Below are 14,979 nucleotides of genomic sequence, written 5' to 3'. Positions count from 1 at the left end.
CTATTATTCATCTTCAAGAGAGTAAGGTAGAGGCAGAATGTTTAGCTCTACCGAAGGGGTATGTTTTGCACGAAGAACCTGAGCGGTGTCAGTATCGTTTGGCAACACAACTAAGCCAGTTAAAGTGTGTGTTTTTTCATTAAAGCTTTGCGCAATAAGTTTGCCCGCGCGGCGCCAGTTTTCACCTAACTGGGTTTCGATATCGGGTGCATCGAGCAATCCTTCACTTTGCCCTGTAACGATATACATGGCACGTTTATTTTTACCTAAGTATTTCATACGTGCGACGGTTTCTTGGCCGGTGTAGCAACCCTTTTTAAAACTGATGCCATTGATGGCTTGAAGGTTAACCATTTGCGGCACATATTCATCAATTGCATCAACGCTTAACTGAGGCTCACCAGCTAGCAGTGAGGCCTGTTGCCACATAGCGTCGTTGTCGAGGGTAGATACTTCATCAGGTAAGCAAAATTGGCTATCAACCATAAGTAAAACGCGGTTTGGCGCAAGTTTAAGGGCTTTGCCGTTAGCAAAGTCGCATGCTGTGGCATCGTCACTAAAGTGAATATCAAGTTGCGTAAGCAAATCAGTTAGGTCATCACCTAATAAACCAATTAATCGCTCTGGGGCTTTATTAATTTCAACTTTTGCAAATACAGCGTATTTTTTTAACTCAGCCAGTGAGCGTTCTACTTCAGCACTTGATCCGGTTAAATAATAGTTTTGCTGGTAAGAAAATAGCTTAAATACACCCCACAGCTTACCTTTTGCGCTACAGTGACCTGTCCACAAAAAGTTGTTGTTGTTGATTTTATTGAGATCTTGAGTGATTTGTCCGTGTAGGTAAGATAATTTATCTGTGCCTGAGAGGCTAATAACCTGATGTGATAAAGGACATGCATAAACCAGAGACATAAACACCTTCTTTGCAATAACAAATGAAACCACATAATAACGTAGTTAAAGCCGATGGTACAGCCACCAACAAGCGTTGTTTTTTTATAATTTAGTGCTGTTAAATTAACGTGCATTTGTTAAACTCGAATTAATTAAATATGAGGTTTAAAATGGTTGAAATACATAGTAAAGCACGTATCCGTTGGGCTTGCCGCCGTGGCATGTTAGAACTAGATGTTTTGTTTATGCCGTTTGTTGAAGAAGCTTATGATTCGTTAGATGCTAAACAGCAGGCGACTTTTCAGCGCTTATTAACACAAGAAGACCCAGATTTATTTGCTTGGTTTATGGGCCATGAAAAATGTAAAGACGTTGAGCTAAACAGTATGGTTGAGCTAATTTTAGACCGAGTTCGTGTATAGGTTTACCGTCACAAATAATCAGACAGACCACAAACAGATTGTGGTCTTTTTTTGTGTGCTAACTTTAATATTATGCTTATTTACCACTTCTATTTTGGCAACTCTTTTTTGCATTGCGCTTAATATCGTTGCTGGCATTATCGTTTGGCGAAAAATCGTGGCTGCTCAGCCAGAGCAGGGCGTTATATTATTAGAGCCAAATCAATTTCGTTTTGAGAATGAAAAGCTGCTAATTCAAGGGGTTATTGGTAAGCAAAGCCGATTACTTGGTCGCAGTGTGTGGTTGTATATTAATGGCTTTAGTGAAAACTATTGGCTGATTATCTCAGCCAATAGTGTTGATGAGCAAAGCTATGCGCGTTTAAAACGGGCAACACTTGCGGCAATTAATTGCGCTTTGGAGTCAAAATAGTTGGCGTTGGATTTTCGTTTTGCTCTGGGTAGTCAATGGTAAAGTGCAGTCCGCGACTTTCTTTACGTTCCATAGCACTTCTAATTATAAGCTCGGCTACTTGAACTAAGTTACGTAACTCAAGTAAGTTATTACTCACTCTAAAGTTCGCGTAGTAATCGTGGATTTCTTGCTGTAATAGTTCAACACGATGAAGCGCGCGTTCAAGTCGTTTGGTTGAGCGCACAATCCCAACATAATCCCACATAAATAATCGCAGCTCATGCCAGTTATGGGTGATCACGATTTCTTCATCTGAGTTAGATACGCGGCTTTCATCCCAACTAGGTAACTCAACCAGTGCAGGAGCGGTCTCTATTTTACTCAAAATGTCTTTTGCTGCTGCATGGGCAAATACAATGCACTCTAATAATGAGTTACTTGCCATACGGTTAGCACCGTGCAGCCCAGTGTAAGCCACTTCACCTACAGCGTATAAATTAGCTAAGTCGGTTTTGCCATTAAAGTCGGTCATAACGCCGCCACAGGTATAATGCGCAGCAGGGACAACAGGAATTGCCTCCTTGGTGATATCAAGCCCTACGCTTAAACATTTGGCGTAAATCGTTGGGAAGTGTTCAATAATAAAATCTTTGTCTTTGTGGCTAATATCTAAATATAAGCAATTTGCACCAAGGCGCTTCATTTCAAAATCGATAGCGCGCGCGACTATGTCGCGCGGGGCGAGTTCTTCTCGCTCATCAAACTCTTTCATGAATCGCGTGCCATCTGGGCGTTTTAAATAGGCTCCCTCACCACGCATTGCTTCGGTAATTAAAAAGTTTTGCAACTCAGGGTGATAAAGACTGGTTGGATGAAATTGATTAAATTCCATATTAGCAACGCGACACCCTGCACGCCATGCCATGGCAATACCATCACCGCTAGAAACATCAGGGTTAGAGGTATAAAGGTATACTTTACTTGCGCCACCCGTTGCTAGGGCAACAAATTTTGCGCCAATTGTTTCTACTTTTTTGGCTTTTTTATTCCACACATACATGCCATGAACATGTGAACCCGTTTTGCCGATACTTTTATCGGTAATTAAATCAATCGCGTTGTAATGCTCTAACAAGGTGATATTGCTATGCGCTTGAACTTGGCTAATCAAGGTTGTTTGCACAGCTTTGCCTGTGGCATCGGCTGCATGCAAAATGCGTCGGTGGCTATGCCCACCTTCACGAGTTAAATGAAAGCGCTCTTTACCTTTGCTATCAAACTCCATATCAAAAGGCACGCCTTGGTCAATCAGCCATTGCAGGCAGTCATGAGCATTGCTGGCAGTGTAATGAACCGCCTCTCTGTCGCATAAACCGCCACCGGCGTCTAAGGTATCTTCAACGTGAGACTCTATACTGTCATTTTTTTTATCAAAAACAGCGGCAATTCCGCCTTGGGCATAAAGAGTAGAACCTTCGGTTAATTCACCTTTACTAATTACGGTAACGTTACAGTAATTAGCCAAAGATAAAGCAAGTGATAAGCCTGCTGCGCCGCTACCAATAATAGCGACATCGGTAATGTGATGTTTATTTTGGTTCATCTGTGAGGTACTTTGCGGTTACAATGCTCAGATAGAGCAATATTTATTTTTAATACTTATAGTTGTACCATATTTGTAGCACTACCACGAAGTGGTTTTAGCGTATAAATACGTAATTTTTTAGCTATTTTATAAAAAAACAATATGAAGCAGAACTTTTTATTCATCTAAGGGTCAGAGTAGGTGTGAACAATGGCGACACTATGAATAATAAGCAAGAATCAATCAGAGGAGTACCGGCTCGAATGAGCGAGCAGGAATTAGATTTAGCGTTAGTGAAAAGGGTTCAGCAGGGAGATAAAAACGCCTTTAACCTATTAGTTAAGAAGTATCAGAACAAGATTGCCGGTTTGATCTCACGTTATGTATCAAATCAGGGTGACATTGCTGATGTAGCACAAGAGGCGTTTATTAAAGCGTATCGTGCCCTTCCAAACTTTCGTGGTGACAGTGCTTTTTATACTTGGCTTTACCGTATCGCCGTTAATTGTGCTAAAAATTACTTAGTGGCTCAAGGGCGTAAACCGCCAGCAAATGATATAGATGCTGACGATGCCGAGTTTTATGAGGGTGCTGATTCAATGCGTTCAAACGCATCACCTGAAAATTTACTATTAAGCGAAGAAGTACGCGCTGTTATTTTTAATACGATTGATAGTTTGCCTGAAGATCTAAAAACCGCGATTACCCTTAGAGAAATTGAGGGGATGAGCTATGAAGAAATAGCCGTGGTGATGGATTGCCCAGTCGGGACGGTGCGTTCGCGTATTTTTCGTGCCCGTGAAGCAATTGATAACAAATTAAACCCATTAATAGGCGAGTCTTAGTATGACAAAAGCACACGTTAACCGCTTAGATAACGAATCGTTATCAGCATTACTTGACGGTGAGCAAGCATTAAATGATGCCGAGATTGCATCTGCTGATGTAGCTACATTTGGCCGTTACGCGTTAATCGGTGATGCAATGCGAGCTAAAGAAAACAACAAAAATATGGATTTTGATATTAGCGATCGCATTTCGTTAGCACTTGATAGTGAGCCGGTTTATGCAGACTTTAGCCAGTCTGAAAGTGTGGCAAAGCCGGTAAATACTGAAGCCGATAATAAAATCGTGGCGTTTAATTGGCGCAAGCCGGTTGCGCAGTTAGCAATTGCAGCTAGCGTGGCAATGTTTACTATTGTTGGCGTGAACACCTTGCCGCAAGGTGAAGATGCTGTGCAAAACGAAATTCCTTTATTACAAACCACGCCGTTAACCGGCATGGCATCGCCAGTGAGTTATTCATCAGCACCGGCGCTAGAGAACGCAGAGAAAGGCTTACGAGAGCTTCAACAGCAACGTATTGGCGCTCTAGTACTTGAACACCAGCGTCAAGCACGTGTGGCTCATTCGTTGAAAACTGCGAAAACAGATGAAACGTCACAAGAGGAAAAAAACTAATTAGATGAAAGTAATAACTTTTGTTATGTCGTTGGTGTTAAGTTTTAATGCTTTCGCCAATGACACAAACCCCGCTAAAGATTTACTGCTTGAAATGGCCAGTGCAGTTCATACACGTAATTTTGATGCCTCTTTTGTTGTTGTTAAAGGCAAAAGTATGGAGCCCTACCGTTGGGTGCATGCTAAACAGGGGGACGTTGAGCTTGAGCATTTGAGTTTACTCAACGGTGCTGGCCTTGAAATGATCCGCATTGACAACCAAGTTACCTATTTTGAGCCACAATCAGAGCCGTATTCATTAACAACCGACTCAATTGCCGGCCCTATTCCTGAAGTGCTTTTTAAAGATATTAACCGCTTAAGTGCGCATTATGATTTTGTGCTTGGTGGTAAAGGCCGTATTGCTGGGCGTCCCGCGCAATTAGTTCGAATTGAATCTAAAAACGAAGACAAATACAACTATTGGATATGGATTGATACTGAGTCGTCGTTATTATTAAAAGCGGCGTATGTTAATCATCAAGGTGAAGCGCTTGAGCAATTACAGCTCACTCATATTAGCGTGACTGAGCAACCGGCAAACTTATTATTAGAAGTGCTTAATCGTAACTTTCCAACCCCATTACCTGCCAATTCAATTGATGAACAAACTAAAGCGAATGCCATGAATTGGACTATTGGCTGGTTACCTGAGGGGTTTGAATTACTTAAGTCAGACAGGCATAAGCTCGACTTAAATAATGAATTAACAGACTATTATTTATTTTCTGATGGGTTTGTTGAAGTATCTGTGTTTGTACAACGACCACTACCGGGTAAGCGTTTAAGCGGTGCCCTCACCTCAGGGGCAACTACGATTTATGTACACAACGGCGGAAATTTTGATGTCTCTGTGGTGGGAAACATTCCAACCATGAGTGCCAAAGCCATTGCTGAGTCTGTATCGCGGGCATTATAAGTAACTAAACTATGATTGAACAAACGTTAACCGTCGTGGCCCTTAGTGGCCACGTTGCGCATTTAGAAGCCCAACAAAAACAGGCCTGTGAAGGCTGTAATGGACGTTGTGGCTCACAAGTGTTTAGTAAGTTATTTGGTACCGCCAAAAAAACATTACCTTATAAATTTGAAACACAGTTAGAAATAGGCCAAAAAGTAACTTTGTCATTGGATGATAGCCATGTTGTAAAGCATGCCTTTGCAGTTTACATGCTGCCTTTGTTTTTGAGTTTAATATTCGCTTTAATAGCCAGTGAATTGATATTGTTAGCCGAAGGCTGGCAAATTTTAGCCGCGATATTGGGTGGGATCACCGGCTTTTTAATTGCTAAAACATGGGTGAAATCATTAAGACATGAGATAAAAGTGATAAAAATTCATCCAATTAGCCTCCCTTTAACTCAAATAGATGGTGATTGACGCCAATTAAATGTAAAATTGCGTTTTTATGCCACAGTAACTTGAAAATACACAGCAAGTATTTTCAAGTTATTTAGGCATATGACCTTAGTCCTTTAAAATAGAAGTTTAGAATCCAGTTTATGAAGCATATCCGTAATTTTTCGATCATCGCCCACATTGACCATGGTAAATCGACCCTTTCTGACCGTTTGATCCAAGTTTGTGGTGGTTTAACCGACCGTGAAATGCAGAAGCAAGTTCTGGATTCAATGGATATTGAACGTGAACGTGGCATTACCATCAAGGCACAAAGTGTAACCTTAAATTATAAAGCGAATGATGGTGAAACTTACCAACTTAACTTTATCGACACCCCTGGGCACGTTGACTTTACCTATGAAGTATCGCGTTCGTTAGCGGCTTGTGAAGGGGCACTGCTTGTTGTTGATGCTGGTCAAGGCGTAGAAGCGCAAACATTAGCAAACTGTTACACCGCCATTGAAATGGACTTAGAAGTTATACCGGTACTTAATAAAATTGATTTACCGCAAGCTGATCCATTACGTGTAGCCGAAGAAATTGAAGACATTATTGGTATTGATGCCCTTGATGCGGTGCAATGTAGCGCCAAAACAGGTGTAGGTATTGCTGAAGTACTTGAAATGATCGTTAAAGATGTACCGCCACCAGTTGGTGATAAAGACGCGCCATTACAAGCGCTAATTATCGATTCTTGGTTTGACCCGTACCAAGGCGTTGTATCGCTAGTGCGTATCAAACATGGCGAACTTCGCGCGGGCGACAAAATTAAAATCATGTCAAACGAAAACGTACATACCGCAGATCATGTGGGGATTTTTACGCCTAAACAAACTAACACCGGTGTTTTACGCACTGGTGAAGTAGGCTTTGTTATTGCTGGTATCAAAGAAATACATGGTGCACCGGTGGGTGATACCATTACTCATCAAAAAAATGCGGCACCACTGCGCTTACCTGGTTTTCAAAAAATTAAGCCGCAAGTTTATGCGGGTATGTTCCCAATAGCCTCTGATGATTACGAGTCATTCCGCGATGCCCTTAACAAACTTAGCTTAAACGATGCCTCGTTATTCTTTGAACCAGAAAATTCAACTGCGTTAGGGTTTGGTTTCCGTTGTGGATTCTTGGGCATGTTACACATGGAAATTATCCAAGAGCGTTTAGAGCGTGAATACGACATTGATTTAATCACCACGGCACCAACGGTTATTTACGAGGTGGTAACTAAAGAGGGCACGACGCAAATTGATAACCCGTCTGATCTTCCACCAGTTAACGATATTTTAGAGATACGTGAGCCGGTTGTAGAAGCTAATATTTTAGTTCCACAAGAGTACTTAGGCAGCGTAATCACCTTATGTGTTGATAAGCGCGGTATGCAAACTAAAATGAGTTATCACGGTAAGCAAGTTGCAGTAACGTATGAACTGCCAATGGCTGAAGTGGTAATGGACTTCTTTGATAAGCTAAAATCAACAAGCCGTGGTTTTGCCTCGCTTGATTATAACTTTAAGCATTTCCAAACTTCAGACATGGTACGTGTAGATATACTTATCAATGGCGAGCGTGTGGATGCATTGGCTATCATTGTTCACCGCGACAGCGCACAATCACGTGGTCGACAGCTTGCTGATGCGTTAAAAGAACTTATACCACGTCAAATGTTTGATATTGCGATTCAGGCAGCAATTGGTCAACATGTAATCGCCCGAACAACTGTTAAGCAACTACGTAAAAACGTAATCGCTAAATGTTACGGTGGTGACGTGAGCCGTAAGAAGAAATTACTTCAAAAACAAAAAGATGGTAAAAAGCGAATGAAGCAACTTGGTAACGTTGAAGTGCCTCAAGAAGCGTTCTTAGCCATTTTGAAAGTTGGTAAATAAAAATAAAGGATAATAAATGGCTGGCTACTTTTCAGTTTTATTGGTGTTGTTAACTTTAGGCTCAGGTCTAATATGGTTAGTAGATCACTTAATGTTTGCCCCTAAAAGGCAGGAACGTTTAGCAATTGCTCAAACTTCTGCCGGTGGTCAACTTGATGAAGAAACCGCAGCATTGATTGCGCCTGAGCCAATGATTACTGAAACAGCAAAGTCGATTTTTCCGATGATTGCTGCTATCACTATTTTTAGATCATTTATTTTTGAGCCGTTTCAGATCCCATCGGGTTCAATGATGCCCACCTTATTAGTGGGTGATTTTATTTTAGTGCAAAAGTATTCTTATGGGATTAAAGACCCAGTATGGCGCAGCCAATTAGTGGATGTAAGCGAACCAGAGCGTGGCGATATTGTTGTTTTTAAATACCCGTTAGATGAGAGAGTGGACTATATTAAACGTGCTATAGGTTTACCTGGCGATAAAATTGTTTATCGTGATAAGCGTTTATATATTCAACCAAAATGCGAAGAAGGCGAAGTTCAAAAGGGCGCACTTCTTTGTAATGAATTCAATAAAATTGATTTTAAATTAATTAATGATAATGAATTTAAGCAAGGCCCAATGGATTTAGCGCGTTTAAATGAAGATTTAACCACGACTAACCATGACATTTTAATCAACCCAAAATCGCCTGAACGTAAGGGGCGTTACTACCAGCAATTGGGCACACCTGCGGATGAATGGGTGGTTCCAGCTGATCATTACTTTATGATGGGTGATAATCGCGATAACAGCCAAGATAGTCGCTTTTGGGGCTTTGTACCAAAAGAAAACTTGGTGGGTAAAGCTGTCTTTATATGGATGAGTTTTGAATTTGATAATGGCCCAGATGACATTTTACCAGGATGGGTTCCAACTGGTGTTCGTTTTGAACGCCTAGGTAATATTCAGTAACAATGAAAAAAAATGTAACAGAGTTATACAAAAGAATTGGCTACACATTTGCTGATCAAGGGTTACTTGAGCAAGCAATGACGCATCGCAGCCACAAAGGTCAACATAACGAGCGACTCGAATTTTTGGGCGACTCAATTTTGAGCTTTGTCATTGCCAATGCACTGTACGCTAAATTTCCTAAAGCACGCGAAGGCGATTTAAGCCGCATGCGTTCGACTTTAGTTCGCGGCCAGACTTTAGCTGAATTTGGTCTTGAATTTGAGCTTGGTGATTACCTACGCTTAGGTCCTGGCGAGCTAAAAAGTGGTGGTTTTAGACGCGAGTCAACCCTAGCGGATGCAGTTGAAGCTATTATTGGCGCTGTATTTTTAGATTCAGACATAGATCGCTGCGGCGAGCTTATTTTAGCGTGGTATGAATCACGTTTAGATGCTATTTCACCAGGGCTTAACCAAAAAGATCCTAAGACCCTGCTGCAAGAGTATTTGCAAGCTCGTAAGCTATCATTACCAGGCTACACCGTAGTTGATACTAAAGGTCAGGCACACAATCAAACATTCACGGTTGAATGTATCGTTGATGGAATGGATAGCATTATTTCTGTTGGCAGCTCACGGCGTAAAGCCGAACAAAAAGCGGCCGAAAAAGCATTGAAGATACTTAAAAATGAATCTTGATACCTTAATACAGCCTCATGAAGGCGAAATAGACACATTTTGTGGCATGGTTGCGATTGTTGGCCGTCCTAATGTGGGTAAATCAACACTTCTTAATGAAATTATTGAGCAAAAAGTCAGTATTACCTCACGTAAGCCACAAACCACGCGCCACCGTATTATGGGTATTCATACTGAGGGTAAGCACCAAGCGGTGTACGTCGATACCCCAGGCCTGCACGTTGAAGAAAAGCGTGCTATTAACCGTTTAATGAACCGTGCAGCGTCTAGCTCAATTGGTGATGTTGAGCTGATCATTTTTGTGGTTGAAGGCACTCATTGGAATGCCGATGACGACATGGTACTTAACAAAGTAAGCCAAAGTGGCAAGCCGGTATTGTTAGTTATTAACAAAATTGACCAAGTGAAAGATCGCGACCTTGTACTTCCACATATGAAGTTTTTAGGCGATAAGTTTGATTTTGTCGGTATTATGCCTGTATCTGCGACTCAGGGTAAAAACATTAACCTGATCAAAGAAGAAGTGACTAAGCGCTTACCACCGTGCGAATTTTATTTTCCTGATGACTACGTAACTGACCGCTCAATGCGCTTTATGGCGGCTGAAGTTATCCGTGAAAAGCTAATGCGCTTTATGGGTGAAGAGTTACCGTATTCAGTGACTGTGGAAATAGAGCAGTTTAAATGGCAAGAAAACGGTATTTGGCATATTAATGGCCTGATACTAGTTGAGCGTGAAACGCAAAAGCGCATGGTAATTGGTAACAAAGGCGAAAAGCTAAAAGTAATCGGCCGTGAAGCGCGTAAAGACTTAGAGGAAATGCTTGAAAATAAAGTGTTTTTAGAACTGTGGGTTAAAGTTAAATCGGGCTGGGCTGACGATGAGCGTGCCTTAAGAAGCTTAGGTTACGGTGAAGATTAACATTTTATACGCAGCATAATTTATGGACAGCGATTTCTATAAAGCTTATTTATTACATCGGCGTCCATATAGCGACTCGCAAGTAATGCTCGATATGCTAGTAGAAGGCGTTGGCCAGCTTAGAATGCTCGCACGAGTTAGTGGCCGCCAGGCCACTAAATACAAAGCCCAACTCCAACCATTTCAAGCCTTACTCGTCCATTACAATGGCAAATACGATTTAAAGTACATCAATAAATTTGAGCTTCATGGTAATCCGTTATTTTTAACCGGTGATAAGCTTTACTGTGGCTTTTATTTAAATGAATTAACCAACCGAATTGTGCCGATTAATGAACCCATTGATCAGGTTTTTCAACTTTATAAAACTCACCTAGAAAACCTTAATAGCGGGACTGACATGCAAGCAGTGCTTCGCTCTTATGAGTTTCAATTGCTAGAGCTACTAGGTTATGGGGTTGATTTTAGTTTTGATGCGGATGGTGAGCCAATTGATGACACGCAAACGTATAGCTACTTTGCAGAAGTGGGCTTTGCGGTGCAACACGACTCGCGTTCTGGGTTTACTGGTTCACAACTCAATGCTATAGCAAATCATGACTTTAGCCAAGCGGATGTGTTATATATGGCAAAGCAATTAAGTCGTTATTTATTAAAACCATTGTTGGGCAACAAGCCATTAAAAAGTCGTGAATTATTTACGGCCTCTCAATAAACAAATTTCACAGGTACAAAAATGAAAGATATTCTTCTAGGCGTGAACGTAGATCATATTGCAACGCTTCGCCAAGCACGAGGCACTTCTTATCCTGATCCTGCCCATGCAGCCAGTGTTGCAGAGCATGCCGGTGCTGATGGCATTACTATTCATTTACGCGAAGACCGCAGACACATTCAAGACCGCGATGTGTATGTAATGGCTAAAACCATTCAAACACGTATGAACCTTGAAACCGCAGTAACCGATGAAATGATTGCTATTGCACTTGAGGTTAAACCTGAATATGTATGCTTAGTGCCTGAAAAACGTGAAGAGCTTACCACTGAAGGGGGCTTAGATGTGGCAGGCAATATCGATAAAATAGCCGCTGCAACTAAAACATTAACGCAAGCTGGAATTAAAGTATCGCTGTTTATTGATGCTGATAAAGCGCAGTTAGATGCAGCAAAAGCGTGTGGTGCACCTTATGTTGAAATTCACACTGGGGCTTACGCAGATGCCACCAACGATGAAGACACTGCCAAAGAGCTTGAGCACATTCGCCAAGGGGTGAAATATGCAGCCAGTATTGGTTTAATTGTTAATGCTGGCCATGGTCTGCATTATCACAATGTAAAACCAATTGCGGCGATGCCAGAGATTTATGAGCTAAACATTGGCCACGCTATTATTGCCCGCGCAGCCATTGACGGTTTAGATAAAGCGGTTCGTGATATGAAACGCTTAATGCTTGAAGCTCGCGCGTAGAGTTATAATTAACGATATTAAAGACGAGCTTATTTATTAGTGATATCAATGTTGGCATCAACAAGTAAGTTTTCAAGCTCGTCTTGCAACTCAAATAACTCGGGCTCAATATTCTCAAGCGTACATTCATTTTTAAGTGATGTTTCGATCGTTTCAGCCAATGTTTTTAATTTTGGTACACCTGTATAGCAGCATGCGCCATGAAATTTATGGATAACGCTAAGTACTTGAGGGCAATCTTCGCTGGTTATTGCTTGATTTAGTAAGTTTAGGGTTTCGGGCACGCTTAGCAGTAACATATTAAGCATTTCATTGGCTAATTCTGCTTTACCGCCTGCACGTTGCAATGCCAGCGTCCAGTCAAGGCGAGTGCTATCAAAAGGAGCAGGGCTATGTTCAAATGTGCTTTTTGACTTATCACGACTCACTGGTAATTGCGGGCTATGATCGCAAATAATCTGGTTTAGCATATCTTCATCGATAGGCTTAGTTAAATAACCTTCAAAACCATCTTTCAATAACTGTTCTTTTTCACTATTAAGTGCATGCGCAGTTACGGCAATAATAGGCGTATCTTCATTCAAAGATGACTCTTTAATGAGTTTACAGGCTGTAATACCATCCATTATAGGCATTTGAATATCCATAAAAATCACATCATATTTATGGCTTTTGCTTAAACTATACGCTTGTGACCCATTATGCGCGGTATCAATTAATTCAACTTGCTCGTTGAGTAGGGTGTAAATTAATTTTAAATTAGCGTCATTATCATCCACCACTAACACTTTTAGTGGCAGCAGGGTTTGTTCATGCTGTTCTATATTATGTGCCGGGTGGTCGAGTCGATAAGGTGCTGCTAACAGCTCACATAGCTTTCGGTGATTAAGAGGTTTACTCAAACAGGCGTCAGCGCCGCTGCCGATGAAGGCTTCGCGCATGTTGTGCGATACGGTATTGAGCATTAAATATAAATAATCGGTTGATTCTCTAACCGCTTTTACATAGCTTTTTAAACGCTGCATATCGTCAACTGATGCCATGTGACCAATAAGACAAATATCAAAATTGATCTCTGAATTTTTTATGCACTCTAAAAATTCGGTTTCGTTATAGCAAGGAGTGACACTAACTTTCCACTCTTGTAATAATGAGGCAACAGCATGATGGGTATGCTTATGCGGCTCTAAATAAAGAACACGTTTACCAATTAATGACTGGGTAGGCAAATCGTTGATAAATACATGATTTGGTAATCTAAATACACCATTAAAGGTAAAACAAGTTCCGCTACCAGGGGCTGAATTTAAGGTAATACGGCCGCTCATTGCTTCAACGATATGTTTAGTAATAATAAGCCCTAAGCCGGTACCGCCAAATTTGCGGGTAATACTGGAGTCGGCTTGACCAAAGGCGGTGAATAGCGCGTCTTGTTTATCTGCTGGAATACCTACCCCAGTATCTGCGACTGACACCAAGACAGAGGTGCGCTCTTCATCAAGCAAACGATGGCTAATATCAACTTTTATCGCGCCTTTTTCAGTAAATTTTATAGCGTTACTTAATAAGTTAATCAGCACTTGTTTAAACCGTGTGGGGTCGCCGGTTAAGTGGTCAGGCACCTGAGGATTAATATAAATAGAAAGCTCAAGTTGTTTGTCGTGTGCGCTAGGTGCTAGTAATGTCATTACTTCGTTTACGCTATCGCGCAGTTGAAACTGAATAGACTCAAGCTCCATGGCTCCTGCTTCTAACTTGGAGAAATCTAATATGTCACTAATAATAGTCATTAAGCTGTTAGCCGAAAGCTCTATGGTATCAAGGTAATCTTTTTGGTTTTTATTCAGAGGCGTTTTATAAAGCTGACGGGTAAATCCAATAACCCCGTTAAGTGGGGTGCGTAACTCATGACTCATTTTAGCTAAAAAGTCAGATTTAACGCGGTTAGCATCCTGCGCTTCTTTTTTAGCCATGGTGAGCTGGATATTTTGTGTTTCGTATTGTTCAAGCGTTTCGCGGTAATCGCTGGTTGCCTGATCAATATTTTTTTGCATTTCATCTTTTTGCATCACCATAGAATGCGAGATGGTATTGAGCCCCTCACGTAATAACTCAAACTCGCCATTCATGGGTTCAGTTAATCCGGTTTGTCTTTTACCTTCAATCAATCTGTCGGTAGCAAGTACTAACTTATTAAGCGGGGTCATAAACATCCGACTAAGTCTTAGCGCTAAAATAGCGGCTAATACTAAGGCGAGAATAATAATAATACCGCTGACCAATAATGCACGTTGTTGGCCAATAACAGCTTTGTCGCGGTTAAGCTGAATCACAACGGTGCCCAATGAGGTTTGGAACTCAGAAGTATTCCAGTCGCTATTGGGGGTTGTATGGTTAATGATAGGGGTGAAAAAGGTTACTAAGTCTTCACTTTGCTGAACATAGGTGGCTTTAAAGCCATTTAATTGCGTTTGCTCAATTAAAGTGTCGAATGAGCGATGATAATTACTGGTTATAATAAGTTGGTTGTTATCATTAAAGATGGCAATCGATTTAATCGAAGGGGAGTGTTTGTTGTGTGTATAGCGAATGATGCGATTAAGCAGTTTTTTATTTTTTTCCAGTAAAGGCTGTTCAAGTGCAATAGCCAGAGGTTCAGCAATCGTTGTGCCTTGTTGATATAAAATTTCATCAAGCTCAATGTAACGATTTATTGTAAAATAACCACCTAGTAATAGCCCGATGATCACTGTGGGGATCAGGGTGAGTGTTAAAACAGAATCGCGCAAGCCTAGTTTGGTCATAATCTGAGCATTATTATCATTTTTATTGAATGTGAGTATATACATACTCATAGTTATTCTCAAAG

15 protein-coding genes are annotated in these 14,979 nt (G+C 41.1%); 12 read left to right on the top strand and 3 right to left on the bottom strand.

The window, feature by feature from the left end; genetic code table 11:
- Positions 1-3: 3 nt before the first annotated feature.
- Entirely contained in the window at positions 4-915 is a 912-nt protein-coding gene (locus QL986_RS12455; RefSeq protein ID WP_016899678.1) for a folate-binding protein YgfZ, read from the bottom strand.
- Between the two features lie 152 nt (positions 916-1,067).
- Here QL986_RS12455 and QL986_RS12450 point away from each other — a divergent pair, with 152 nt between their 5' ends.
- Both QL986_RS12450 and QL986_RS12445 read left to right on the top strand, forming a co-directional pair.
- Positions 1,068-1,319, top strand: a complete 252-nt coding sequence (locus QL986_RS12450) for a succinate dehydrogenase assembly factor 2 (protein WP_013465640.1) — start codon at positions 1,068-1,070, stop codon at positions 1,317-1,319.
- A gap of 55 nt (positions 1,320-1,374) precedes the next feature.
- Positions 1,375-1,731, top strand: coding sequence for a hypothetical protein (locus QL986_RS12445; RefSeq protein ID WP_013465639.1), 357 nt, complete (start codon positions 1,375-1,377; stop codon positions 1,729-1,731).
- Here the strand turns inward: QL986_RS12445 and nadB are convergent.
- Positions 1,706-3,316 carry an L-aspartate oxidase gene (nadB, locus tag QL986_RS12440; RefSeq protein ID WP_013465638.1) on the bottom strand — a complete coding sequence of 537 codons (1,611 nt, stop codon included), beginning with the start codon at positions 3,314-3,316 and terminating at the stop codon, positions 1,706-1,708. The genes QL986_RS12445 and nadB overlap by 26 nt on opposite strands.
- 245 nt (positions 3,317-3,561) lie before the next feature.
- Here nadB and rpoE point away from each other — a divergent pair, with 245 nt between their 5' ends.
- From rpoE to pdxJ, 10 genes are all read left to right on the top strand, one after another.
- Entirely contained in the window at positions 3,562-4,143 is a 582-nt protein-coding gene (gene rpoE, locus QL986_RS12435) for an RNA polymerase sigma factor RpoE (RefSeq protein ID WP_010387792.1), read from the top strand.
- 1 nt (position 4,144) lies between these two features.
- Positions 4,145-4,759: an RseA family anti-sigma factor gene (locus QL986_RS12430; protein ID WP_024602341.1), complete on the top strand. Its 615-nt coding sequence runs from the start codon at positions 4,145-4,147 to the stop codon at positions 4,757-4,759.
- A gap of 4 nt (positions 4,760-4,763) precedes the next feature.
- A complete protein-coding gene (locus QL986_RS12425) occupies positions 4,764-5,717 on the top strand; it encodes a MucB/RseB C-terminal domain-containing protein (protein WP_016899682.1) in 954 nt (317 codons plus the stop codon).
- An 11-nt stretch (positions 5,718-5,728) separates the two neighbouring features.
- Entirely contained in the window at positions 5,729-6,178 is a 450-nt protein-coding gene (locus QL986_RS12420; RefSeq protein ID WP_013465635.1) for a SoxR reducing system RseC family protein, read from the top strand.
- Between the two features lie 122 nt (positions 6,179-6,300).
- A complete protein-coding gene (lepA, locus tag QL986_RS12415; RefSeq protein WP_013465634.1) occupies positions 6,301-8,088 on the top strand; it encodes a translation elongation factor 4 in 1,788 nt (595 codons plus the stop codon).
- Between the two features lie 16 nt (positions 8,089-8,104).
- Positions 8,105-9,040, top strand: coding sequence for a signal peptidase I (gene lepB, locus QL986_RS12410; RefSeq protein WP_138686845.1), 936 nt, complete (start codon positions 8,105-8,107; stop codon positions 9,038-9,040).
- A 2-nt stretch (positions 9,041-9,042) separates the two neighbouring features.
- Entirely contained in the window at positions 9,043-9,720 is a 678-nt protein-coding gene (gene rnc / locus QL986_RS12405) for a ribonuclease III (protein WP_008466504.1), read from the top strand.
- A complete protein-coding gene (gene era / locus QL986_RS12400; RefSeq protein ID WP_013465632.1) occupies positions 9,710-10,642 on the top strand; it encodes a GTPase Era in 933 nt (310 codons plus the stop codon). The genes rnc and era overlap by 11 nt, the downstream gene beginning before the upstream one ends.
- A gap of 22 nt (positions 10,643-10,664) precedes the next feature.
- A complete protein-coding gene (gene recO / locus QL986_RS12395; RefSeq protein ID WP_013465631.1) occupies positions 10,665-11,357 on the top strand; it encodes a DNA repair protein RecO in 693 nt (230 codons plus the stop codon).
- Positions 11,358-11,378: 21 nt separating this feature from the next.
- Positions 11,379-12,110, top strand: a complete 732-nt coding sequence (pdxJ, locus tag QL986_RS12390; protein ID WP_010387803.1) for a pyridoxine 5'-phosphate synthase — start codon at positions 11,379-11,381, stop codon at positions 12,108-12,110.
- 29 nt (positions 12,111-12,139) lie between these two features.
- Here pdxJ and barA read toward each other — a convergent pair whose 3' ends face one another.
- Positions 12,140-14,914 carry a two-component sensor histidine kinase BarA gene (barA, locus tag QL986_RS12385; RefSeq protein WP_013465629.1) on the bottom strand — a complete coding sequence of 925 codons (2,775 nt, stop codon included), beginning with the start codon at positions 14,912-14,914 and terminating at the stop codon, positions 12,140-12,142.
- Between the last annotated feature and the right edge of the window lie 65 nt (positions 14,915-14,979).

The organism is Pseudoalteromonas sp. APC 3250, from assembly GCF_030407915.1.
Taxonomy (GTDB): domain Bacteria; phylum Pseudomonadota; class Gammaproteobacteria; order Enterobacterales; family Alteromonadaceae; genus Pseudoalteromonas; species Pseudoalteromonas tetraodonis.
Note: the sequence above shows the minus strand (reverse complement) of the source record. Positions and strands in the feature narration are given on the sequence as shown.

Excerpts from the sequence above, each read along its gene's own strand:
- QL986_RS12455 (WP_016899678.1), bottom strand. The coding sequence starts at position 915 with ATGTCTCTGGTTTATGCATGTCCTTTATCACATCAGGTTATTAGCCTC.
- pdxJ (WP_010387803.1), top strand. The coding sequence starts at position 11,379 with ATGAAAGATATTCTTCTAGGCGTGAACGTAGATCATATTGCAACGCTT.
- lepB (WP_138686845.1), top strand. The coding sequence starts at position 8,105 with ATGGCTGGCTACTTTTCAGTTTTATTGGTGTTGTTAACTTTAGGCTCA.
- rpoE (WP_010387792.1), top strand. The coding sequence starts at position 3,562 with ATGAGCGAGCAGGAATTAGATTTAGCGTTAGTGAAAAGGGTTCAGCAG.
- rnc (WP_008466504.1), top strand. The coding sequence starts at position 9,043 with ATGAAAAAAAATGTAACAGAGTTATACAAAAGAATTGGCTACACATTT.
- QL986_RS12430 (WP_024602341.1), top strand. The coding sequence starts at position 4,145 with ATGACAAAAGCACACGTTAACCGCTTAGATAACGAATCGTTATCAGCA.
- QL986_RS12425 (WP_016899682.1), top strand. The coding sequence starts at position 4,764 with ATGAAAGTAATAACTTTTGTTATGTCGTTGGTGTTAAGTTTTAATGCT.
- era (WP_013465632.1), top strand. The coding sequence starts at position 9,710 with ATGAATCTTGATACCTTAATACAGCCTCATGAAGGCGAAATAGACACA.
- recO (WP_013465631.1), top strand. The coding sequence starts at position 10,665 with ATGGACAGCGATTTCTATAAAGCTTATTTATTACATCGGCGTCCATAT.
- QL986_RS12420 (WP_013465635.1), top strand. The coding sequence starts at position 5,729 with ATGATTGAACAAACGTTAACCGTCGTGGCCCTTAGTGGCCACGTTGCG.
- barA (WP_013465629.1), bottom strand. The coding sequence starts at position 14,914 with ATGACCAAACTAGGCTTGCGCGATTCTGTTTTAACACTCACCCTGATC.
- lepA (WP_013465634.1), top strand. The coding sequence starts at position 6,301 with ATGAAGCATATCCGTAATTTTTCGATCATCGCCCACATTGACCATGGT.
- nadB (WP_013465638.1), bottom strand. The coding sequence starts at position 3,316 with ATGAACCAAAATAAACATCACATTACCGATGTCGCTATTATTGGTAGC.
- QL986_RS12450 (WP_013465640.1), top strand. The coding sequence starts at position 1,068 with ATGGTTGAAATACATAGTAAAGCACGTATCCGTTGGGCTTGCCGCCGT.